Source organism: Streptomyces sp. NPDC059443 (genome assembly GCF_042750105.1).
Lineage (GTDB): Bacteria > Actinomycetota > Actinomycetes > Streptomycetales > Streptomycetaceae > Streptomyces.
Genome location: NZ_JBHYVM010000029.1, coordinates 55472 through 78683, shown reverse-complemented (window position 1 = coordinate 78683; position 23212 = coordinate 55472). Strand labels below are relative to the sequence as shown.

The window sequence follows — 23212 nt, the reverse complement described above, 5'->3', positions numbered from 1 at the left end:
CCCCGCGATCCCCGCCGTGGGTGGCGGCGCTCCGCAACGCACCGGGGGGACCGGTCCGTTCGGACCGGTCCCCCCGGGTGGTTTCTGCTGGCTGCTCCGGCTGCCTCGGCCGCATGGGCGGCCTTGTCGGCGGCCTTAGTTCATGACGGCCATGGCCAGCGCGCGGCGGGCGCGCATGGAGACGCGCTCGGCTCGCCGCTGCATGCGGCGCGCGGCGACCAGGCGCAGGGCGTGACGCTCGGCGTCCACCTCACGCATGCGGTCGGCCATATGGGCACGAGCCAGGGCTTCTGGGATGAGTTGCATTTCGCGGGTCCTGTTCTGACGCGAGGTGATCGCGCCGGCGGTGATGAAGTCTGCGGTGGCGGCGCCGTGCGGCTGCTCGCTCGTGGTGGCGTGGGGGGACATGAGGGCCTGCTTCAGGGGGTCGTGCGTCAGGGGGCGGTCGATGGTTCCGTGGGCGGTCATGCCGCGACAACCGGGTTCTTGCGCGGACGGCCACGGGGGCGCTTGCGGGCCACGACCACGCCCTGGACGAAGAGCTCGCCACCCCAGACACCCCAGGGCTCGCGGCGCTCCAGCGCACCGGCGAGGCAGGCCTCGACCAGCGGGCAGGTGCCGCAGAGGGACTTCGCGTATTCGACGTCCGCCGGGGACTCGGCGAAGAAGACCTCGGGGTCGTAGGTACGACAGGCGACGGGTACGCCGAGGTTCTCGATGGCGTCGTCGAGCGCGGTCAGCGCGGTGAGGGGAGTCAAGGTGGAGTCCTCCGGGACTGCGGGCGGGGAGAGGGTCTGGGTCTGCGGTACGGACGGGGCGTGCGCTTCGAGTTGCACGGTGGTTTCTTCCTCGTCTTGTTCGTCTAGTCGTTCCGGCCGGTCGGCCGGGGGCGGCTGGGCTACCTCGTCACACCGACTGGACTTGCCAGTCCCGAGGCCCCTTCACTCCGTCGTCCCTGTTCGGGGACAAACAGAAGGGCCGCGGATCCCGGGTGGGGTTCCGCGGCCCTGAAGGCGCCGGCCTGATCATGCGATCAGGCTGGATCACTCCAGGGTTCGAGCCCGCGGAAGGCCCACATCAGGTGGTGCTGCTGCTTCTTCGTCGTCTGCTTCGTCAGCGATCCGGCACCGGCTGCGGCCGCAAAGGCATAGGCGCCATGCGCCCCTGCTTCTGCTGCCAGTACTGCCACCGGTGCCTGGGTCGGTCGCTCATTACGCTCACTGGCTCGCAGCGCGACGGGCGCGGCAGCGGAGGCCAGGGCAGAGCTGTCAGCGCAAATCGCGGACAGACCGGTACCCGTGAGCGGGAGGAGCGAGGAGGAGCCGAGCGTGCAGGAAGCGGCAACCGAGCGATCGGTCATTTTGCTGATGGTCATGAAGCTGGTCACTGGTCTCGCCTCCTCTCGGCGTCTCGGGGACTCGGCCCGGAGGCCTGGTCCCATGCGTATTCGGATAAGTACAGCACGGACCGGGGGCTTCGGAGAAGCCACCGTTTCCGTTGCTAAGAACCTATGGGGATTCGCTGGGCATGTGCAAACTATTTTTCCGACGAGTTTCTACGCGTCGTCAGGATCTTGCCCTTCGGGGTCCTCACCTGCGCAGATGGCCAGCACGTCGGCTCCGTACCGCTCGAGCTTGCGCGCGCCCACTCCGGAGATCATCGAGAGCTCTCCGTCCTGGGTGGGCGCGGCCTCCGCGATGGCCATCAGCGTCTTGTCCGTGAAGACGCAGTAGGCGGGCATGCCCTGGTCCTTCGCCTGGACGGCACGCCAGTCGCGCAGCCGCTCGTAGAGCCCCTCGTCCATGTCCGACGGGCAGTCCTCGCAGCGCATCAGTTTGATCTCGCCGGCCTCGGTCAGGGTCTTGCCGCAGACCCGGCACAGGACCGGGCCGCGGCGGCCGCGCTTGCGGGCCGCCCGGTCGGCCGCGCCGCCCGGCGCGCTTCCCGGGGCCATGGAGCCCGGCCGCAGGCCGCCCAGGAAGCGGCTGGGGCGTCGGGAGCCCCGGCCGCCCGGAGCGCGGGAGAGCGCCCAGGAGAGCGTCAGGTGGAGCCGGGCCCGGGTGACGCCGACATAGAGCAGCCGGCGCTCCTCCTCGACCTGCTCGTCGGTCTTCGCGTAGGTGATCGGCATCATGCCGTCGGTCAGGCCGACCAGGAACACCGCGTCCCACTCCAGGCCCTTCGCCGCGTGCAGCGAGGCGAGGGTGACGCCCTGGACCGTCGGGGCGTGCTGGGCGGCCTTGCGCTCGTCCAGCTCGACCGTGAGGTCGGCCAGGGTGGCGGCTGGCCGGGTGCGGGCGAAGTCCTCGGCGAGCCGGACCAGCGCGGCCAGGGATTCCCACTGGTCGCGGACGGCTCCGGAGCCGGCGGGCGGCTCGGTGGTCCAGCCGGTGGAGCTGAGCACGGCCCGGACCTGGGAGCCGAGCTCCACGAGGTCGTCGAGCAGGGGGTCGTTGCCGCCGGAGCGGGCGGCTCCGCGCAGGGCGAGGATCGCCTTCTGCACCTCGTTCCGCTCGAAGAAGCGCTCGGCTCCGCGCAGCTGGTACGGGACTCCGGCGTCGGCGAGAGCCTGCTCGTAGACCTCGGACTGGGCGTTGATGCGGTAGAGGACGGCGATCTCGCCCGCCGGGACTCCGGCCGCGATCAGGTCCCGGATCCGGGCGGCGACGCCCTCGGCCTCGGCGGGCTCGTCGGGGTACTCGGCGTAGACCGGGGCGGGCCCCGGCTCGCGCTGGGAGACCAGCTCCAGGCGGTGCTCGGCGGCCCGGCCCTTGGCTTGATTCAGCAGGCCGTTGGCGAGGTGGACCACCTGGGGGGTGGAGCGGTAGTCGCGGACCAGCTTGACCACGGTGGCCTGCGGGTACTTGGTGCGGAAGTTCAGCAGGTGGTCGGGGGTGGCCCCGGTGAAGGAGTAGATCGTCTGGCTGGCGTCGCCGACCACGCAGAGGCTGTCGCGCTCGCCGAGCCAGAGGTCCAGGAGCCGCTGCTGGAGCGGGCTGACGTCCTGGTACTCGTCGACCACGAAGTGCTGGTACTGGGTGCGGATCTGGTCGGCGATGCCCGGGCTGTCCTGAAGGATGCCGACGGTGAGGAGCAGCACGTCCTCGAAGTCGATCATGCCGCGGTCGCGCTTGAGCTGCTCGTACGTCCCGTAGATCTGGGCGATCTCGGCCAGGTCCCGGGGGGCCTCGCGGCCGGACTTGAGGGCGGCCGCCGGATAGTCGGCGGGCACGGTCTGGGTGACCTTCGCCCACTCGATCTCGCCGGTGACGTCGCGCAGCTCGTTGCGGTCGAGGCGGATGCGGCAGCGCGAGGCCGCCTCGGAGACGAACTGGATCTTGCGCTCCAGCAGCCGGGGCACGTCGCCGCCGACCGCCTTGGGCCAGAAGTACTGGAGCTGGCGCAGGGCGGCGGAGTGGAACGTGCGCGCCTGCACCCCGCCCGCGCCGAGCTGGCGCAGGCGGCCGCGCATCTCGCCCGCGGCGCGGTTGGTGAAGGTGACGGCCAGCACGCTCGCCGGCATGAGCTGGCCGGATCGCACCCCATAGGCGATGCGGTGGGTGATCGCCCGGGTCTTGCCCGTACCCGCACCGGCCAGCACGCACACCGGCCCCCGCAGGGTCGTCGCGACCTCGCGCTGCTCCGGGTCCAGGCCCAGGAGCACCGCGTCGGCCGAGTCGGCGCCGGCCGTGAAGGATGAGGAGTGCGTTGCTGCTGTCACCCCGCCATGCTGCCAGGTCTGGAGGGGAGGGCGGGAAAGCTGTCCACAGGGCACCCGCATTCTTCATACCGCGGCTTCTTCACACCGCGGCCGGCGCCGGATACCGCAGCCGGCGCCGCAGCCGGCGCCGGAGCCGATCCGGCCCCCGGGAATGGCCGCGCCGTGCCGTACGTTCGACTACTCGGACCACCGAGCACCCCACGAATGGAGAGCGCAGCATGCAGGACGCGGGCACGGTCACGATGTACAGCACGACCTGGTGCGGCTACTGCCGTCGGCTGAAGAGCCAGCTGGACCGGGAAGGCATCGCCTACAACGAGATCAACATCGAGCTCGACCCCGAGTCCGCGGCGTTCGTGGAGAAGGCGAACGGCGGCAACCAGACGGTTCCCACCGTCCTCGTGAAGTCCTCCGCGGGCAACGAGTCGGTCATGACGAACCCGAGCCTGGCCCAGGTCAAGCAGGCCCTCGCCGTCTGACGTGCTGAAAAGCCCTACAGAAAGGCCCCCGCCCAGGCGGGGGCCTTCTGCTGTGACCAGGATTACGCGGACGGCCTCGGGAGGGGCTTGCCGTACCAGAGCTCTACCAGGCGGGCCGCGATGGAGATGCCGGCCGGCGGGAGCACCTCGCCCGACTCGATCGCCGCGCGCAGGTCATCGCGGGAGAACCAGCGGGCCTCCTGGATCTCCTCGCCGTCGACCGTGATCTCGGAGGTCACGGCGCGCGCAGTGAAGCCCAGCATCAGGCTGTACGGGAACGGCCAGGGCTGGCTGGCGACGTAGTCGACCTCGCCGACCTTGACGCCCGCCTCCTCCCACACCTCGCGGATGACGGACTGCTCGATCGACTCGCCCGGCTCGACGAAGCCCGCGAGGGTGGAGAAGCGGCCTTCCGGCCAGTGCACCTGGCGGCCCAGCAGCGCGCGGTCCTGGTCGTCCGTGACCAGCATGATCACGGCCGGGTCGGTGCGCGGGTAGTGCTCGGCTCCGCAGCCCGGGCAGCGGCGGATGTGCCCGGCGGCGGCGACCACCGTGCGCTCGCCGCAGCGGGAGCAGAAGCGGTGCATGCGCTGCCAGTTCTCCAGCGCCACCGCGTGCACCATCAGCCCGGCGTCGCGCGGGGAGAGGAGGAGTCCGGCCTCGCGCAGACCGGCCGGGCGGGCCGACTGGTCCATGCGGCCGGGCAGCGAGTCCTTCTGCAGCGCGAAGTACCGTACGCCGTCCTCGTCGCTGCCCAGGAAGTACCGGTGGGTCTCGGTGACCGGGGCCTCGAAGGCCGGGGTCATCACGATGGCGGTGGAGCCGTCGGGGGCGTCGTCGATCAGGACCTGGCCGCCGGAGACCACGAAGACCCGGGTCGTCGGGTGGCTCCAGGCCGCGGCGAGCCACGCCTCGTCGAGGCGGTGGTGGGCCGCGCGGTCGATTCCGCTGGGCGCGGCGAGCGAGATCGGGCGCTCGGACTCGGTATGGGTGCTCACAGGTACTTCCAACTCCCCCGGTGGTGGGACACAGGCAGGCTCAGTAGGACGGGTGTGCGGTGGCGGGTGGCGGACGGGTGGGCTCAGGCGGTTCCGGCCGGCTTCCAGTGGGCGGCCAGGTCGCCCCAGAGGTACGCCGTCGTCTCGACCCCCTTGGCCAGCAGGTCGAGCTCCACCTTCTCGTTCGGCGAGTGCCAGCCGTCGGAGGGTACGGAGATCCCGAGGAACAGGACAGGGGCGTCCAGTACGTCCTGGAGGTCCGCCGCCGGTCCCGAGCCGCCCTCGCGGGTGAAGCGCACCTTCTGGCCGAAGGCCCGGCCCATGGCCCGGACCACCGACTGGAGCGCCGGGTGGTCCAGCGGGGTCAGGCAGGGCCGGGTGGGGGCGCCGAAGGTGATGGAATGCCGGATCCCGGCCGGGACGCGCTCCGCGACCCAGTCCTTGACGGCCGCCTCGACCTCGTACGGGTCCTGCCCGGAGACCAGGCGGAACGACAGCTTCAGGTGCGCCGAGGCGGGCACGATGGTCTTGCCGCCGGGGCCCTGGTAACCGCCGCCGATGCCGTTGACCTCGGCGGTCGGACGGGCCCAGACGCGCTCCAGCGTGGAGTAGCCGGCCTCGCCCGAAGCCGCGTACGACTTGGCCGTACGGAGCCACTCGGCCTCGTCGAAAGGCAGCTCCGCGATCAGCTCGCGCTCGGCGTCCGTGAGCTCGGCGATGTTGTCGTAGAAGCCGGGGATCGTGACCCGCTCGTCGGCGTCGTGCAGGGCCGCGACGAGGCGGGCGGCGACGGTGGCCGGGTTCGGCACGGCGCCGCCGAAGGCGCCCGAGTGGATGTCCTGGTCGGGGCCGTGCAGGTCGATCTCGCAGTCGGCCACGCCGCGCATGCCGGTGCAGACGGTGGGCGTGGTCTCGGACCACATGCCGGTGTCGGAGACGATCACGATGTCGGTGGCGAGGCGGGCCGCCTCGCGCTCGACGAGGGCGCGGAAGTTCGGGGAACCGGACTCCTCCTCGCCCTCGATGAGGAGCTTCAGGCCGACGGCGGGGGCCGCGGCGCCGGTCGCGGCGAGGTGGGCCCGGACGCCGAGGGTGTGGAAGAACACCTGCCCCTTGTCGTCGGCGGCGCCGCGCCCGTACATCCGGCCGTCCTTGACGACCGGCTCGAACGGGTCGGTGTGCCAGCCGTCGGCGAGGGCGGCGGGCTGCACGTCGTGGTGCCCGTAGACGAGGACGGTGGGCGCGGCGGGATCCGCGCTCGGCCACTCGGCGAAGACGGCGGGCGCGCCGGCCGTCTCCCAGACCTCGGCGACCGGGAAGCCGGTCTCCTTGAGCTTCGCGGCCAGCCACTCGGCGCTGCGCCGTACGTCGTCCGCGTGCTCGGGCTGGGCCGAGACGGAGGGGATGCGGAGCCAGTCGGCGAGGTCTTCGAGGAAGGCGGCGCGGTGCGTGTCGATGTACGTGCGGACGACGCTGTCCGCCGGGGTGTCGCTCATGCCCACGAGCCTAACCGTCCGTTCGATGGTCACTTTCCGTGTCCGGTTTCCCTTGGAGGATCCGCTCAAGGCGGTCGCGGCCGGGGAGGTTGCCCGGCCGGACGACGCGGCCGCTGCGGACGTGCAGGAAGGCGGCGGTGATCTCGGCGAGCGGGGTGCCCGTGGCTTCCGCCCAGGCCAGGCGGTAGACGGCGAGCTGGAGGGGGTCGGCGTCGGTGGTGCGGCCGGTCTTCCAGTCGACGATCTCGAAGCCGCCGTCGGGGTTGCGGTACACCGCGTCGATCCGGCCGCGGATCACCCGGCCGGCGAGGGTCAGCTGGACGGGCACCTCCATGCGGTACGGGGTCCGGTCGGCGTACTCGCTGCGCTCGAAGGCCTCCTTGAGGGAGTCCAGGTCGGCCTCGTCGGCGATGTCCTGGTCGGAGCCGGCCCCGGGCAGCTCGGTGGCGGGGTCGAGGAGGTCGAGGTGCGGGAGCGGCAGCTCGTCGAAGCGGGCCTCGACCCAGGCGTGGAACCGGGTGCCCTGGCGCGCCGCGGGCTGCGGGGGCTTGGGCATGGGGCGGGCGAGGTCGCGCACGAAGCCCTGCTCGTCGGCGGCGAGGCGCAGCAGCTGGCTGGCGGAGAGCGCGGAGGGCAGCTCCACGTCGCGGACGGCCGCGCGGGCACGGCGGAGCTCGCCCTCCAGGGCGTCGAGGTCCCGGTCCCAGGAGGCCATGGTGCGGGCTTCCTCCGGAGTGGTACGCGGATCGGGTGCGGTTCCTTGGGCGGGGCCGGTGGCGGGGGCCCAGCCGTCGGCCTCCGGCCAGAGGTCGTCCGGGGCCGGGGTGCGGGCGGCTTTTTCCCCCACCCCGCCCCTTCCCGAAACCGGGGCTGCGCCCCGGACCCCCTGTGGGGGCCCGCCTGCGGCGGGGCGCGCCTCGGCCTCCGGCCAGAGGTCCTCCGGCTCCGGGGGTTCCTCGTCGTAGGACGGGTCCTCGCAGTCCGGGGGCCAGAGGTAGCCGTCGGCAGCGTCCGCGACCGGGTCCGGGGCGTGCGAGGCGGTGGTCAGGTGGGATTCCACCAGGGCCGCCGCACGGCGGCGGAGGGTGAGGGAGTCCGGGTCCAGGGGGAGGGGCCAGGAGTGGTCCGGGGTGGCGTCCGTGGCCAGGGCCGGGTTCTCCGCGTCCGGCTCCGGGGTGTCGGCCCAGGCTTCGATCTCGCCGTGGCCCGAGGCGCAGTGGTCGTAGAGGGCGGAGAGGAAGGCGGACGGGCCCCGGGGCTTCTTCTGGGTCGGGCCCCACCAGTGGCCCGAGGCCAGGAGGAGGGAGCGGGGGCGGGTGAAGGTGACGTACCCGAGCCGGAGCTCCTCGACGGCCTTGTGGGCCTTGAGGGCGGACTTGAAGGAGCGCAGGCCCTGCGAGGTCCATTGCGGGGACTCCGGGAGGGTGGCCGCGTCTCCGCGCAGGTCGTACGGGAGGACCTTGGCGTACGAGGTCCAGGCCTCCGGGGCCTTCTCCTTCGGGAAGGAGCCCGCGCACAGGTCGGGGACCACGACCACGTCCCACTCCAGGCCCTTGGACTTGTGGGCGGTGAGCACCTTGACCGTGTTCTCCCCGCCCGGCAGCGCGTGGTCCAGGCCCTTCTCGTACTGGGCCGCGGTGCGCAGGAAGGACAGGAAGGCCAGGAGGGACGCCTCCCCGTCCAGGGAGGCGAAGCCGGCCGCCACGTCCATGAAACTCGACAGGGTCTCCCGGCGGCGGGCCGCCAGCGCGTGCGGGGACGCGGCCAGCTCCACGTCGAGGCCGGTCGTGGACAGCACCCGGTGCAGTACGTCCATCAGCGGGTCCGCGAGCGAACGCCGCAGGTCGCGCAGCTCCTGTGCCAGGTGTGCGAAGCGGACCCGGGCGGCCGCGGAGAACGGCAGGTGCTCGTCCGGGGCTCCGGCGGATCCCGTGCCCGCGCCGTCCAGGAACGTCTCCAGGGCGTCGGCCAGCGAGATCACCTCGGACGGGTCCACCCCCTCCACGGCGGCCGCCAGCCGGTCCTCCTCCCCCGCCTCCGGCACGCGGGAGATCAGGGTGCGGGCCAGCCGGCCCAGCAGCGCCAGGTCCCGCCCGCCGATCCGCCAGCGCGGACCGATGAGGAGCCGGACCAGCGAGGCGTTGGCGCCCGGGTCCTGGAGGACCTCGCAGACGGCGACGAGGTCCGCGACCTCGGGGAGGTGCAGGAGGCCGGAGAGGCCGACCACCTCGACGGGGACGTCCCGCTCGACCAGGACCGCCTGGATCCGCGCGAAGTCCCCGGCCGAGCGGCACAGTACGGCGATCTCGCGCGGCTCCGTACCCGTACGGACCAGGTGGGCGACCGAGTCGCCGAGCCAGTCGAGCTCCTCGGCGTGGGTCTCCAGCAGGGCGCAGCGGACCGAGCCGGCCTGCTCCTCCCCCGGCGCGGGGCGCAGCGCCTCGACCCCCTCGTGCATGGCGCGCAGCGGAGCGGCGAGCTCGTTGGCCAGGTCGAGGAGGCGGCCGCCGCTGCGCCGGTTCTCGCTGAGCGAGAACCGGGTGGCGGGGCTGCCGTCGGCGTGCGGGAAGTGCTCGGGGAAGTCGTCGAGGTTGGCCACGGAGGCGCCGCGCCAGCCGTAGATGGCCTGGCAGGGGTCGCCGACGGCGGTCACCGCGTGCCCGGTGCCCCCGCCGAAGAGGCCGGACAGCAGCAGCCGCTGGGCGACCGAGGTGTCCTGGTACTCGTCGAGCAGGACGACCTTGAACTCCTCGCGCAGCAGCGCGCCCACCTCGGGGCGGGTGGTGGCCAGCTGCGCGGAGAGGGCTATCTGGTCGCTGAAGTCGAGGAGGTCGCGGGAGCGCTTGGCGGCGCGGTAGCGCTCGGTCAGCTCCAGCAGTTCGAGGCGGCCGCGCACGGCTTCGGGGACCTTGCGCAGGTCCTCGTTGGTGAGCGTGGTGCCGGCCAGGACCGAGAGCAGCTCCGTGTCGTACTGGCGCAGTCGCTCGGGCGGTACGAGGTGCTCGGAGAGCTCCCCGTCGAGCGCGAGCAGGTCGCTGACCAGGTCGGGGACGGAATTGGTGAGGGAGGGGTAGGGGCCGGGGGCCTCGCGGAGCACGCGGGCGGCGAGCTGGAAGCGGGTGGCGTCGGCGAGCAGCCGGGCACTGGGCTCCAGGCCGATGCGCAGTCCGTGGTCCTTCAGGAGCTGTCCGGCGAAGGCGTGGTAGGTGGAGATGCGCGGCTCGCCGCCCGCGGAGTCGGCCTCGGCCGGGGAGGGGTCCGGGTCGCTGATGCCGGCCCGCGCGAGGGCCCCCCGCACGCGCTCGGCGAGCTCGCCGGCGGCCTTGTTGGTGAAGGTCAGGCCGAGGACCTGCTCGGGCGCGACCGCGCCGGTGCCCACCAGCCAGACCACGCGGGCGGCCATGACGGTGGTCTTGCCGGAGCCGGCGCCGGCCACGATGACCTGCGGGGCGGCCGGGGCGGTGACGCAGGCCATCTGTTCGGGCGTGAAGGGGATCCCGAGGAGCTCCTTGAGCTGCTCCGGATCGGTGAGCACGGGCTGGGCGGGCGGGACGGACGGACGCGCGGACACCTGAAAAGGCTAGCCGTCCCCACCGACACTCCCCGCCGGACCGGTCCCGCCCTGTGGACGGGCCCTGCTCGACGCCCCGCTCACTCCACCGTCTGGCGGCCCTCCGGGCGGGCGCTGCACGAGCTGCGGAAGGAGCAGTGGTCGCAGTGCTTGCCGATGGCGGGGGCGAAGCGTTCGTCGAGGACCCGGCCCGCGGCGGTGGCGAGCAGGTCGCCGACCCATTCGCCGTTCAGGGGCTCCTGGGCCTGGACCTTGGGGACCTCGTCCCCGCCGTCCTTCTTCGGCGCGCCCTGGCGCAGCTGTACGAGCTCGGCCCCGCCCGGTTCGGGGCGCAGGCCCTCGAAGACCTCGTCGACGGCGCCCTCGCGCACGGCGAGCTGGTACACGGCGAGCTGTGGGTGGCGCGCGACCTCGTCCTTGGTCGGCGCCCCCTTGCCCGTCTTGAAGTCGACCACGTACGCCCGCCCCTGCGGGTCCGCCTCGACCCGGTCCATGGAGCCGCGGATCCGGACGGCGTACTCCCCCGCTTCGAGCGTGACGTCGAACTCGTGCTCCGTGGCCACGGAGGCCCGGCCCCCGCGGTCGGTGGTGTGCCAGCGCAGGAAGCGTTCCAGGGCGGCGCGGGCGTTGTCCTTCTCCTGGCGGGACTTCCAGGGGGCGTCGAAGGCGAGCGAGTCCCAGACGGAGTCGAGGCGCTCCATCAGGACGGCGAGGTCGGCGGGGGTCCGGCCGGAGGCGACCTCGTCGGCGAGGACGTGGACGACGTTGCCGAAGCCCTGGGCGGCGGTGGAGGGGGCGTCGGCCTTGACCTCGCGGCCCAGGAACCACTGGAGGGAACAGGTGTTGGCGAGCTGGTCCAGGGCGGAGCCGGACAGGGCGACGGGCCGGTCCCGGTCGCGGAGCGGGACGCTGCTGCGGGTGGGCTCGTACAGGCCCCACCAGCGCTGCGGGTGCGCGGCCGGGACGAGCGGGCGGTCCTCGTCGTCGGTGAGCACGGCGAGGCGGGCCAGGCGCCGGGCGGCGGCCTCGCGCAGGGCCTCGGAGGCCTCGGGGTCGACGGTGGTGGCGCGGAGCTCGGCTACGAGCGCGGGGACGGCGAGGGGCCGGCGGGGACGGCCGGTGACGTCCTTGACGGGTACGCCGAGCTCGGTCAGGAACCGGGAGGGCTGGTCGCCGTCGTCGGCCGGGGCCTTGACGGCGGTGACGACGAGCCGGTGGCGGGCGCGGGTGGCGGCGACGTAGAAGAGGCGGCGCTCCTCGGAGAGCAGCGCGCCGGGGGTGAGGGGTTCGGCGAGGCCGTCGCGTCCGATGCGGTCGGCTTCGAGGAGGGAGCCGCGGCGGCGCAGGTCGGGCCAGAGTCCTTCCTGAACGCCCGCGACGACGACGAGCCCCCACTCCAGGCCCTTGGAGCGGTGCGCGGTCATGAGGCGGACGGTCTCGCGGCGGACGGCGCGGGGGGTGAGGGTGTCGCCCGCGATGTCCTCGGCTTCGAGCTGTTCGAGGAAGTTGAGCGCGCCGGCGCCGCCGGTACGTTCCTCCGCGCGGGCGGCGGTGTCGAAGAGCGCGCAGATCGCGTCGAGGTCGCGGTCGGCGTTGCGGCCGGCGGAGCCGCCGCGGCGGGCGTTGCGTTCGAGGCGCTGCGGCCAGGGGGTGCCGTCCCAGAGGGTCCACAGGACCTCTTCGGCGGTGCCGCCGCCGGCGAGGAGCTCGCGGGCCTTGCGCAGGAGCAGGCCGAGTCGCTGCGCTCCGCGGGCGTAGGCGGGGTCGTGGGCGACGAGCCGCTCCGGCTCCGCGAGGGCGCGGGCGAGCAGGACGTCGGAGGGCGCGGGCATCCGGATCCCGGCGGCCCGCTCCTCGTCGCGCAGCGCGCGCCCGAGCCGCCGCAGATCGGCGGCGTCCATCCCCCCGAGCGGCGAGGACAGCAGCACGAGCGCGGCCTCGACCCCGACCCAGCCGGTGTCGTGACCGGTGTCCTGGCCGATGTCCTGGCCGTCCGTGGAACCGGGGGCGGGATCGGACGCGGACCCGGACTCGGCGGGGCCGGGCCCGTCGCCGTCGGCGGCACGACCTGCGGCCCCGGTCTCGGTCTCGGTCTCGGCCTGAGACCCGGCCTCGGCCTCAGGTCCGGCCCCGGCCCCGGCTTCGGCCTCGTTCGCGGAGCCCGGTCCGTCCGCGGGTTCCTCCGCCGCAGGCGGGAGCGCCGACTGGGCCAAGGTGCGCAGGGCCGTCAGGAGGGGGGTGACGGCCGGTTCGTGGCGCAGCGGGCTGTCCGTGCCGTCCGTCTCCGCCGGGACGCCCGCCGCGATCAGGGCGCGCCGCATCTGCGGCAGGGTGCGGCCGCCCGCGCGGACCAGGACGGCCATGTCCTGCCAGGGCACGCCGTCCTCCAGGTGGGCCCGGCGCAGGACGTCCGCGATGTTGTCCAGCTCCGCACCGGCCGTGGGGTACGTGAAGACCTCGACGCGGCCGCCCTCCCGGGAGGACGCGAGCGCACGGTGGGCCTGTACCGCCGCCGAGGGCAGGCGGGGCACCGGCATGCGGGAGGTCAGCTGCCGGGTGGCCGCCAGGAGCACGGCAGGCGAGCGGCGGGAGACCGTCAGGGCGTGGATCCGCGCCCCCGGGAAGGAGGTCTCGAAGTCGAGGATGTTGTTGATGTCCGCGCCCCGGAAGGCGTAGATCGACTGGTCGGGATCGCCGAAGGCGGTCAGCCGGCCCGCCGGCCCGGCCAGCACGCGCAGCAGCCGCAGCTGCGAGGCGTCCGTGTCCTGGTACTCGTCCACGTAGATCGCGTCGTACGCCAGGGAGAGCGTCGGGGTGCGCTCCGCCAGGAGCACCGCGCGGTGCAGGAGTTCGGCGTAGTCCAGGGTGCCCTGGAGGTCCAGGACGTCCAGGTACTCGGAGAGGAAGGCCGCCGCCGCCTGCCAGTCCGGCCGGCCCAGGCGCGCCGCGAAGTCGGCGAGCGCGGCGGGGCCGAGGCCCAGCTCGCGCGCCCGGGCCAGGACCGCGCGGACCTCGTCGGCGAACCCGCGCGTGGTCAGCGCGGCCCGTAGGTCGTCCGGCCAGCGGATGGCAGCGCCGGGGCGCAGCCGCCGCTGTCCCTCCAGCAGGGTGCGGACCATGACGTCCTGCTCCGGGCCGGACAGCAGCCGCAGCGGGTCCGCGAACAGCTCGGTGTCCTGGTGGGCGCGGACCAGTCCGTAGCAGAAGGAGTGGAAGGTGGTGGCCTGCGGAGCGCGCGCGCCGCCGAGCCTCAGGGCGGTCCGGTCCCGCAGTTCCACCGCGGCCTTGCGGCTGAAGGTGAGGATCAGGATGCGCGCGGGGTCGGTCCCCGCCTCGACGCGGGCCGCGACCGCCTCGACCAGCGTGGTCGTCTTGCCGGTGCCCGGTCCGGCCAGGACGAGCAGCGGGCCGCCGGTGTGCTCAACCACCGCGCGCTGCGCTGCGTCCAGCACAGGAGGATCCACCCGTTCCGGCCCGGTACGCACGAGGCGGTACGCGTCCGGGGTCCGCGTACGCCGCCGCTCGGTGCGGTGGCCGTCGGAGGAAGAGGTGTTCACGTGGGGTGCCGGTCCTGGTGGGTCTGCCGTCGCAGCGGTCGCTGCCGTGGTGACGGCCGCAGCCGAAGCCGAGGCCGAAGAGGCAACGCTACGCCAACCCGCGCGGCCCGCGCAGTTTCCCCGGGACTGCCGTCCGGGCTGCCGTCGGGACCGCCGTCCGAGCTGCGATCCGGGCTGCCGTCCGGTCCCGGGGGTCCCTCGTACGGGGCTTCGTACGCTCCTTCGACCGCCCGTTCGGCCCGTGCATGGCCGAAGCTGTCAGATGTGACCTTCGTCCTGCGCTGTGACCCCGTCGGATCCGTCCCAGCGCGCCCGCCGCATGTCCAGCCGCGGTTCGCCGGCGCCGGTCAGGCGCAGCGGGGTGGCCTCGGCGCGGTAGTGCTCCAGCGCCCGCCGTTCGCTGCCGGGCAGCGGGCGGCCGTCCGCCCGCACCACGCGCCACCAGGGCACGGCTCCGCCGTACAGCGCCATGACGCGGCCGACTTGACGGGGCCCACCCTCGCCGAGCCATTCGGCGACGTCCCCGTAGGTCATCACCCGGCCGGGCGGAATCCGCTCGGCCGCCTCCAGCACCCGCTCCGCGTATGCGGGCAGCTCTTCGCTCATTCGGCCCATGGTGCCGCACCGGACCGGCGAGGTGGCGGAAGCCCGCGTTCCGGACCGGCTCGCACCCTGATGCCCCGAGCGGCCGCCGGTCCGTGCCACCATCTTCCGGGCGGTGACGCGTGATACGTGGTCAAGAAGAGATGGAAGTGACGGAAAAGGAGCAGGGTGTGAGCCCTCCGGACGGCGCGAAGGGGCACTCCGACGACCCTGCGGACGAGGCCCCGCACGGGCACACCCCGACGGCCGCCGACCAGGTGGAGGTCGACGAGCCGCTGCTGGCCGCCCGCGTGCACCGCCCCTCCGACCTCGTACGGCTACTCGTCGGCGTCCTCGGCATCGCCGTGGTCCTCGGCATCGCCGCCTTCGCCCACGGCACCACCGCGGGCCTGGAAGCCGACATCAGCAACGGCACCGGCCAGGCGCCGGACGTACTGATCAAGGTCGCCGGGCTGGTCTCCAGCATCGCCGTGCTCCTCGTACCGGTGGCCTTCGCCATCGAGCGGCTGATCAAGCGCGACGGGCTGCGCATCGCCGACGGCGTGCTCGCCGCCGTCCTCGCGCACGGAGTCACCCTCGCCACCGACCTGTGGGTCTCCCAGGGCGCCTCCGCGACCATCCAGGAGGTCCTCACCCGGCCCACCGGGGCCGGCGGGGCCCTCACCGATCCGGTCCACGGCTACCTCGCGCCCGTGATCGCGTACATGACCGCCGTCGGGATGACCCGGCGGCCGCGCTGGCGGGTCGCGCTGTGGGTGGTCCTGCTGCTGGACGCCTTCGCGATGCTGGTCAGCGGCTACACCACCCCCTTCTCGATCATCCTGACCGTGCTGATCGGCTGGAGCGTCGCGTACGGAACCCTGTACGCGGTCGGTTCGCCGAACGTCCGGCCCACCGGGCAGAACCTCCTCGCGGGCCTGCGCCGGGTCGGCTTCCAGCCGGTCAGCGCGATGCGCGCCGAGTCCATGGAGGGTCCCGACAGCACCGAGGTCAGCGACCGCGGGCGGCGCTACCACGTCACCCTGGAGGACGGCCCGCCGCTCGACGTCACCGTCGTGGACCGGGAGCAGCAGGCCCAGGGCTTCTACTACCGGGTCTGGCGGCGCCTGACCCTGCGCGGCATCACCACCCGGCGCAGCCTCCAGTCGCTGCGCCAGGCCCTTGAGCAGGAGGCGCTGCTCGCCTACGCGGCCATCGCCGCCGGGGCCAACGCGCCGAAGCTCATCGCCACCTCCGAGCTCGGCCCGGACGCCGTGATGCTCGTCTACGAACACCTCGGGGGCCGGAGCCTGGACTCGCTGGCCGACGAGGAGATCACCGACGACCTGACCCGCAACGCCTGGGAGCAGGTACGGGCCCTCCAGTCGCGGCGGATCGCGCACCGGCGGCTGACCGGGGACGCCCTGGTGGTGGATCGTTCCGGCAGCACGGGCTCCGGCAGCATCACCCTGACCGACCTGCGCGGCGGCGAGATCGCCGCCGGCGACCTCGTGCTCCGCATGGACATCGCGCAGCTGCTGACCACCCTCGGCCTGCGGGTCGGCGCCGAGCGTTCCGTCGCCTCGGCTGTGTCCGTGCTCGGCCCGGACGCGGTGGCGGACTGCCTGCCGCTGCTCCAGCCGATCGCGCTGAGCCGCTCCACCCGGGCCACGCTGCGCAAGCTGGCGCGGGAGCGGGCGGACCGGGAGCGGGAGGCGGTACTGGAGTCCTCGCGGGTGGCGAAGGCCGCACGGGAGGCCGATTCCGCTTCGCCCACCCCGCGCTCGGCGGCCGACCGCAAGGCCGAGAAAAGGGCCCTGGACGACGCGTACGACGCGGCGCGCGAGGAGGATCTGCTGAGCCAGATCCGCCAGCAGGTCCTGCTGATCCGCCCGCAGGCGGAGGCGGAGCCGGCCCGGCTGGAACGGATCCGGCCGCGCACGCTGGTCTCGTTCATCGCGGGCGCCTTCGGCGCGTACTTCCTGCTCACGCAGCTCGCTCACGTCAACTTCGCGACGATCGTCAGCGAGGCGCGCTGGGGCTGGGTCGGGGCCGCGCTGGCCTTCTCGGTGCTCACGTACTTCGCGGCGGCGATGAGCCTGCTGGGCTTCGTGCCGGAGCGGGTGCCGTTCCTGCGGACCGTACTGGCGCAGGTCGCCGGATCCTTCGTGAAGCTGGTGGCTCCGGCTGCGGTGGGCGGTGTCGCGCTGAACACCCGCTTCCTCCAGCGGGCGGGCATCCGGCCGGGGCTGGCGGTGGCCAGCGTCGGCGCCTCGCAGCTCTTCGGGCTGGCCAGTCACATCCTGCTGCTGCTGTCCTTCGGCTATCTGACGGGCACCGAGAAGACCCCGGAGATGACCCCGTCGAGGACGGTGATCGCCGGTCTGCTGACGGTGGCCGTGCTGGTGCTGGTGGTCACGGCGGTGCCGTTCCTGCGGAAGTTCGTGGCGACCCGGGTACGGGCGCTGTTCGCGGGCGTGGTGCCGCGCATGCTGGACGTCCTGCAGCGCCCCCAGAAGCTCCTCACCGGCATCGGCGGGATGCTGCTGCTGACCGGCTGCTTCGTGATGTGTCTGGACGCGTCGATCCGCGCCTTCGGCGGCGGCGAGGCCCTCAGCTACGCGAGCATCGCGGTCGTCTTCCTGGCGGGCAACGCGCTGGGTTCGGCGGCGCCGACCCCGGGCGGCATCGGCGCGGTGGAGACCACCCTGACGCTGGGGCTGATCGCGGCGGGGCTGGAGAACCAGGTGGCGATCTCCGCGGTGCTGCTGTTCCGGCTGATGACGTTCTGGCTGCCGGTGCTGCCGGGGTGGATCTCCTTCAACTTCCTGACGCGCAAAGAGGCGATCTAGGGAGGAGCGATCAGCCGTTGGCGCCGACCAGGGGCTCCGTGCCCCGTCGGTCGCCCTGCGGTGGGACCGCACTCCCGCGGCCCCGCCGCTTGCTCTTCGGACTCAGCCGCTTCACGAAGGGCTTCTCGACCAGCTCGTGCACCAGGACCGCGAGGATCAGCGCCACCGAGAAACAGGCGAACATCAGAGCCGTGGCCTGGACCGTGCGGAGCCTGGGCGCACCGTGGAAGAGATAGACCGTGGAGTAGAGCACCAGCTCGTGGACGAGGTAGAAACAGAAGGACACCTCGCCCAGCCACACCATCCGGGGGTGCCGCCAGATCGACGCGGTGCCCCTGATGTCCGCCCGCGCGGCGGCGGGGATCATCAGCACACACCCGATGACACCGACGGCCGCGCCGGCCACGAGCCACTGGCTGGTCTCGGCGGCGATCGTCTTGTTCAGCAGCAGGCCGGCGAGGAACACGACGCTCGACAGGGTCATGTTGGGGCCGTGCCACCGTCCGCTCTTCACCAGCAGGGCGAGCGCGATTCCGACGGCGAATTCGAGCAGTCGCACCGGCGGGCACAGGTAGACGAAGTACAGCTCGCGTATGCCTGTCTTCTCCGCGACCGGCTCCATCAGGTAGGGCATCGCGACGACGAGCCCGGTGCACACCACGACAATGGCCCACCAGCCCCGCACTCCCATGCGGACGATCACGGGCACGATGAACGGAAACGTGAAGTAGAAGAAGAACTCGACGCTCAGCGACCAGGACACGCCGTTGTAGCCGTACCAGTAGTCGGGGCCGAGTACGGCCCAGGACTGGGTCAGGGTGAGGTTCGCCGCCGCGACGCGACCGCTGAGCTCCGCGCCGGTCCACATGAGGTACGCCACCGCGGCCAGGAACATCACGAAGTGGCTCGGGTAGATCCGGGCGAACCGGCGGCGCCAGAAGGCGACCTTGCTGTCGTGGGAACGGGCCGACCAGGTCAGCACGAAGCCGGAGAGCACGAAGAAGAAGGACACACCCGACGCACCGCCTCCGAAGAGCCGCGCCAGAGTCTCCTTGTCCCGCGCCTCGCCGAAGAAGCCGGTTTCGACCGTGACATGGAAGCAGAAGACCAACAGGGCGGCAGCCCACCGCATCCCGGTGAGTGACAGCAGCCGTGCGGTGGGAGCCGGTGTGGTCACAGGCACCGCGGGGGTGACACCACTCACGTCATTTAATCCCTCTGTATACGCGGTTCGGCAGCGTAGCAGTGCAGGGTGACGGGCAGTTGACGGACGAATGGCCGGCCGGAAGCTCTAAAAGAGCGTCAGGAGTGACGCCAAGAGCGCCGCCGAGCAGGCGAGTTCGAGGGCACCGACCACCGGAACCCTGAGCCCCCGCCCGGGAAGGGCGGCCGCCCTGGCCAGGTAGGCCCCGAAGGGGATCGCCAGCCACGGGGAGAGGAAGGCCGCCGCCAGGGCGAGGGCTGCCGCGTGGTAGGCCACCGAACCGCGGTAGTGCGTACGGGAGTTCCGTTTCCGGATCATCGTCTTCACGTACGGGACGGTCCCCGCGAAGTACAGCAGGCAGGCCGCCGCCGGGGCCCAGAGCCATCCCGAACCGCCCATCCGCGCGGCCACCAGCAGCATCCCGCAGGCCGGGACCACCGCCGCCAGCCCGTTGACCAGCGCCCGCTCCCGGTTGCGCCGGGCGTACCAGGTGGTGACCGCCACGAACGGGGCAGCCGCCGCGCCCGCGAGGAGCAGCCAGGGGTGCGCCACCGCGAGCGGGATCCCGGCCGCCGCGCACGCCCCGCCGAGGACGAGCGCGGGGCGTACGTGCCCCCGCGCCACCGCCGGCCGCCGCGCCGCGGCCCTGCGCAGGCGGAGCCACTGCTGTGCGTGGAAGAGGGCGGCGTAGCCGAGGAGCCAGGCCGCGAGGAGCACCGCGTGCGCCCACCCCGACCGGGGCGCCAGGAACGTGCCCGCGAGGAAGGGCACCGTCAGCATCGCCCAGGCCCCGTGCTGGTCGGGCATCCAGGCAGTGGCCCTCTTGGGTGACACGTTCCCGGGTCCTTCCTCTAATTGGCATTCGCTCTCGTAATTTTCCGGGATTCTCACCGGAGTTGACCTCTTCCAGCGTGACATCCGGTCGGCCCTCGAAAGACCGGAATTAGGTCATGCCCGCACGGGACCTTTGTCATCGGATTCCCCTCCGGACCGGGCGTAGCGTCGTGTCTGGGCCATCTTGTCCTGGCCCTCGCACCGCCTTTATTCCGGCCTGGAGGGTCGCCTTGCACGAGCGCCACGGACGTCAGGAACACCAGGACGCCGCCGAATCTCTGATCAAGGCGGGCAGCTTCTTCACGCGCGGCGAGGTCTCGGACGACCTGCGCACCGTCCACAAGACAGGTGGCCGCGCCGCGGAGGCGTTCTACCGGGACCGCTGGAGCCACGACAAGGTCGTGTACTCCACCCACGGCGTGAACTGCACCGGTTCCTGCCGGTGGAAGGTGTACGTCAAGGACGGGATCATCACCTGGGAGACCCAGTCCACGGACTACCCCTCCGTCGGCCCGGACAGCCCCGAGTACGAGCCGCGCGGCTGCCCGCGCGGAGCCTCGTTCTCCTGGTACTCCTACTCCCCCACCCGGGTCCGCTACCCGTACGTCCGCGGCACCCTCCTGGAGATGTACCGCGAGGCCAAGCAGCGGCTGGGCGATCCGGTCGAGGCCTGGGCCGACATCCAATCCGATCCCGAACGCCGGCGTACGTACCAGCGGGCGCGCGGCAAGGGCGGGCTGGTGCGCGCGACCTGGGAGGAGGCGACGGAGATCGTCGCCGCCGCGCACGTGCACACCATCAAGGAGCACGGCCCGGACCGGGTCGCCGGCTTCTCGCCGATCCCCGCGATGTCGATGGCCTCGCACGCGGCCGGCGCCCGTTTCCACTCGCTCATCGGCGCGCCGATGCTGTCCTTCTACGACTGGTACGCCGACCTCCCGGTCGCCTCCCCGCAGGTCTTCGGCGACCAGACGGACGTCCCCGAGTCGGGCGACTGGTGGGACGCCGCCTACCTGATGATGTGGGGCTCGAACGTCCCCGTCACCCGGACCCCCGACGCGCACTGGATGGCCGAGGCGCGTTATCGCGGCCAGAAGGTGGTCACCGTCTCCCCGGATTTCGCCGACAACACGAAATTCGCCGACGAATGGATGCACCCGCACCCCGGCACGGACGGTGCGCTGGCCCTCGCGATGGGCCATGTCATCCTCAAGGAATTCTTCGTCGAGAAGGAAACCCCCTTCTTCTCCGATTACGTCCGGAAGTACACCGACCTGCCGTTCCTGGTTTCACTCACCGAGACCGAACAGGGTCTGGTCCCCGGAAAATTCGTCACCGCCGCGGATCTCGGCCAGACGCACGGTCTGGACGCGGGCGAGAACGCGCAGTGGAAAACGGTCCTGATCGACGACGTCACCGGTGAGGCCGTCGTCCCGAACGGATCGCTCGGTCACCGCTGGGGCACGAACGAGAAGCCCGAGTGGAACCTCGACCTCGGTGACACCGTTCCCCGGCTGACCCTCCACGGCACCGCCGACGAGAGCGCGGAGATCGTCCTCCCCCGCTTCGAAGACGACGAGCGGGGCGGCACGATCCGCCGCGGTGTGCCCGTACGGCGCCTCGGAGACCGGCTCGTCACGACCGTGTTCGACCTGATGCTGGCCCAGTACGGGGTCGGCCGCGAGGGTCTGCCCGGCGTCTGGCCGACGGGGTACGAGGACGCGTCCGCGCCCGGCACCCCCGGCTGGCAGGAGTCGCTGACCTCGGTCCCGGCGGCCCAGGCGGCGCGCGTGGCACGGGAGTTCGCGCAGACCGCGGAGGAGTCCGAGGGCCGCTGCATGATCCTGATGGGCGCGGGCACCAACCACTGGTTCCACTCCGAGACCATCTACCGCTCCTTCCTCGCCCTGCTCACCCTCACCGGCTGCCAGGGCCGCAACGGCGGCGGCTGGGGCCACTACGTGGGCCAGGAGAAGTGCCGCCCGGTCACCGGCTGGGCCACCCTGGCGGCGGCCTCCGACTGGTCGCGCCCGCCGCGCCAGATGATCGGCGCGGCCTGGTTCTACCTGCACACCGACCAGTGGCGCTACGACACCCTGCCGGCCGAGGCCCTCGCCTCCCCCCTGGCGAGGGGGGCCTTCGAGGGGATGACGGGCTCGGACTGCCTGGCGGCGAGCACCCGGATGGGCTGGATGCCCTCGTACCCGACCTTCGACCGCAATCCGCTGGAGCTGGCGGAGGCCGAGGACCCGGTCGCGGAGACGGTCCGGCAGCTGGGGAGCGGGGAGCTGGGCTTCGCCGGCGAGGACCCGGACGCCCCGCACAACTGGCCGCGGGTGCTCAACGTATGGCGGGCCAATCTGCTGGGCTCCAGCTCCAAGGGCAACGAGTACTTCCTCAAGCACCTCCTCGGCACGCACTCCAACCTCCCCGAGGACGGCCCGCGTTGCACCCCGAAGGACGTGACCTACCGGGAGGAGGACGTGGAGGGCAAGCTCGACCTGCTCATGTCCATGGACTTCCGGATGACGTCCACGACGCTCCTGTCCGACGTGGTCTTCCCGGCGGCCACCTGGTACGAGAAGCACGACCTGTCCTCGACGGACATGCACCCCTTCCTGCACGCCTTCACCCCGGCCGTGGACCCGCCCTGGCAGGCCCGCTCGGACTACGACGCCTTCAAGGGCCTGGCCGAGCGCTTCGGCGAGCTGGCCGGCACCCACCTGGGCGTCCGCAAGGACCTGGTCGCCACCGCGCTCCAGCACGACACCCCGGGCGGCGAGATGGCCCAGCCAGGCGGGGTCGCGCTGGACTGGTCGAAGGGCGAGTGCGAGCCCGTACCCGGCCGGACGATGTACAACCTGACCGTCGTCGAACGCGACTACGGGGCGGTCGGCGAGAAGTTCGCCGCGCTCGGCCCGCTCGTCGACGAGCTGGGCGTGACCACGAAGGCCGTCACCTTCGACGTGGCCGAGGAGGTCGGCTACCTGGGCGCGAAGAACGGCACGGTACGCGGCGGGGTCGCCGACGGCCGCCCGCGCCTGGAGACCGCCCAGCAGGCCTGCGAGGCGATCCTCTCCCTCTCCGGCACCAGCAACGGCCGCCTCGCCACCCAGGGTTTCGAGACCCTGGAGAAGAAGGTCGGCACCCCGATGGCCCACCTGGCCGCCGAGGCCGAGGGCAAGCGGATCACCTTCGCCGACACCCAGGCCCGCCCGGTCCCGGTGATCACCTCACCCGAGTGGTCGGGCTCCGAGTCCGGCGGGCGCCGGTACACGGCCTTCACGATCAACACCGAGCACCTCAAGCCCTGGCACACCCTCACCGGACGCCAGCACTTCTTCATCGACCACGACTGGCTGCACGAGGTCGGGGAGTCCCTCCCCGTCTACAAGCCGCCGCTGAACATGCACACCCTGTACGGGGAGCCCGAGCTGGGCACCGTCGACGAGAAGACGAAGTCGGTGGCCGTGCGGTACCTGACCCCGCACAACAAGTGGGCGATCCACAGCCAGTACCAGGACAACCTCTACATGATGACCCTGGGCCGCGGCGGCCAGACGGTGTGGATGTCCCCGCAGGACGCCGACGCCATCGGGGTCGCGGACAACGACTGGATCGAGGCGGTCAACCGCAACGGCGTGATCACCGCCCGCGCGATCGTCTCCCACAAGATGCCGCCCGGCACGGTCTACATGAACCACGCGCAGGAGCGCACGGTCGGCGTCCCCAAGACGGAGAAGACCGGACGCCGCGGCGGCATCCACAACTCGCTGACCCGGGTGATGCTCAAGCCCACCCACCTCATCGGCGGCTACGCCCAGCTCACCTGGGCCTTCAACTACCTCGGCCCGACCGGCAACCAGCGCGACGAGGTGACGGTCATCCGCCGCCGCGACCAGAAGGTGGAGTTCTAAC

14 protein-coding genes are annotated in these 23212 nt (G+C 72.5%); 3 read left to right on the top strand and 11 right to left on the bottom strand.

Annotated elements, in window-relative coordinates; all coding sequences use genetic code 11:
* Positions 1-135: 135 nt before the first annotated feature.
* The 4 genes from ACFXDJ_RS25730 to ACFXDJ_RS25715 all read right to left on the bottom strand — a co-directional run bounded on the left by ACFXDJ_RS25730 (position 136) and on the right by ACFXDJ_RS25715 (position 3781).
* Entirely contained in the window at positions 136-468 is a 333-nt protein-coding gene (locus ACFXDJ_RS25730) for a hypothetical protein (protein ID WP_384656880.1), read from the bottom strand.
* Entirely contained in the window at positions 465-836 is a 372-nt protein-coding gene (locus ACFXDJ_RS25725) for a WhiB family transcriptional regulator (RefSeq protein ID WP_215035503.1), read from the bottom strand. The genes ACFXDJ_RS25730 and ACFXDJ_RS25725 overlap by 4 nt, the downstream gene beginning before the upstream one ends.
* A 197-nt stretch (positions 837-1033) precedes the next feature.
* The gene (locus ACFXDJ_RS25720) at positions 1034-1375 is read right to left on the bottom strand and encodes a hypothetical protein (protein ID WP_384656898.1); all 342 of its coding nucleotides are present in this window, start codon (positions 1373-1375) and stop codon (positions 1034-1036) included.
* Between the two features lie 180 nt (positions 1376-1555).
* Positions 1556-3781 carry an ATP-dependent DNA helicase UvrD2 gene (locus ACFXDJ_RS25715; protein ID WP_384656883.1) on the bottom strand — a complete coding sequence of 742 codons (2226 nt, stop codon included), beginning with the start codon at positions 3779-3781 and terminating at the stop codon, positions 1556-1558.
* A 158-nt stretch (positions 3782-3939) separates the two neighbouring features.
* Here ACFXDJ_RS25715 and ACFXDJ_RS25710 point away from each other — a divergent pair, with 158 nt between their 5' ends.
* Positions 3940-4200 carry a mycoredoxin gene (locus ACFXDJ_RS25710; RefSeq protein WP_330298466.1) on the top strand — a complete coding sequence of 87 codons (261 nt, stop codon included), beginning with the start codon at positions 3940-3942 and terminating at the stop codon, positions 4198-4200.
* A 62-nt stretch (positions 4201-4262) separates the two neighbouring features.
* On the opposite strand, the gene nudC is transcribed toward ACFXDJ_RS25710, so the two are convergent.
* The 5 genes from nudC to ACFXDJ_RS25685 form a co-directional block, all read right to left on the bottom strand.
* Positions 4263-5210: an NAD(+) diphosphatase gene (gene nudC, locus ACFXDJ_RS25705; RefSeq protein ID WP_384656885.1), complete on the bottom strand. Its 948-nt coding sequence runs from the start codon at positions 5208-5210 to the stop codon at positions 4263-4265.
* 71 nt (positions 5211-5281) lie between these two features.
* Positions 5282-6694: a dipeptidase gene (locus ACFXDJ_RS25700; protein WP_384656888.1), complete on the bottom strand. Its 1413-nt coding sequence runs from the start codon at positions 6692-6694 to the stop codon at positions 5282-5284.
* A gap of 10 nt (positions 6695-6704) precedes the next feature.
* Positions 6705-10265: a UvrD-helicase domain-containing protein gene (locus tag ACFXDJ_RS25695; protein WP_384850376.1), complete on the bottom strand. Its 3561-nt coding sequence runs from the start codon at positions 10263-10265 to the stop codon at positions 6705-6707.
* Positions 10266-10345: 80 nt separating this feature from the next.
* Complete coding sequence (locus tag ACFXDJ_RS25690; protein ID WP_384650273.1) at positions 10346-13822, bottom strand: ATP-dependent helicase; 3477 nt, start codon at positions 13820-13822, stop codon at positions 10346-10348.
* A 258-nt stretch (positions 13823-14080) separates the two neighbouring features.
* Positions 14081-14437, bottom strand: a complete 357-nt coding sequence (locus ACFXDJ_RS25685) for an MGMT family protein (RefSeq protein WP_384650271.1) — start codon at positions 14435-14437, stop codon at positions 14081-14083.
* A gap of 110 nt (positions 14438-14547) precedes the next feature.
* On the opposite strand from ACFXDJ_RS25685, the gene ACFXDJ_RS25680 reads away from it, so the two are divergent.
* Positions 14548-17256 (top strand): YbhN family protein, encoded by a 2709-nt coding sequence (locus ACFXDJ_RS25680; RefSeq protein WP_384650270.1) that lies wholly within the window; start codon positions 14548-14550, stop codon positions 17254-17256.
* Positions 17257-17266: 10 nt separating this feature from the next.
* Here the strand turns inward: ACFXDJ_RS25680 and ACFXDJ_RS25675 are convergent, their stop codons facing one another.
* Positions 17267-18460, bottom strand: coding sequence for an acyltransferase family protein (locus ACFXDJ_RS25675; protein ID WP_384650268.1), 1194 nt, complete (start codon positions 18458-18460; stop codon positions 17267-17269).
* 87 nt (positions 18461-18547) lie between these two features.
* A complete protein-coding gene (locus ACFXDJ_RS25670; RefSeq protein WP_384650266.1) occupies positions 18548-19294 on the bottom strand; it encodes a YwiC-like family protein in 747 nt (248 codons plus the stop codon).
* 230 nt (positions 19295-19524) lie between these two features.
* Between ACFXDJ_RS25670 and ACFXDJ_RS25665 the strand changes: the two genes are divergently transcribed.
* On the top strand, positions 19525-23211 hold the full coding sequence (locus ACFXDJ_RS25665) for a nitrate reductase subunit alpha (RefSeq protein WP_384650264.1): 3687 nt from the start codon (positions 19525-19527) through the stop codon (positions 23209-23211).
* Position 23212 lies beyond the last annotated feature (1 nt).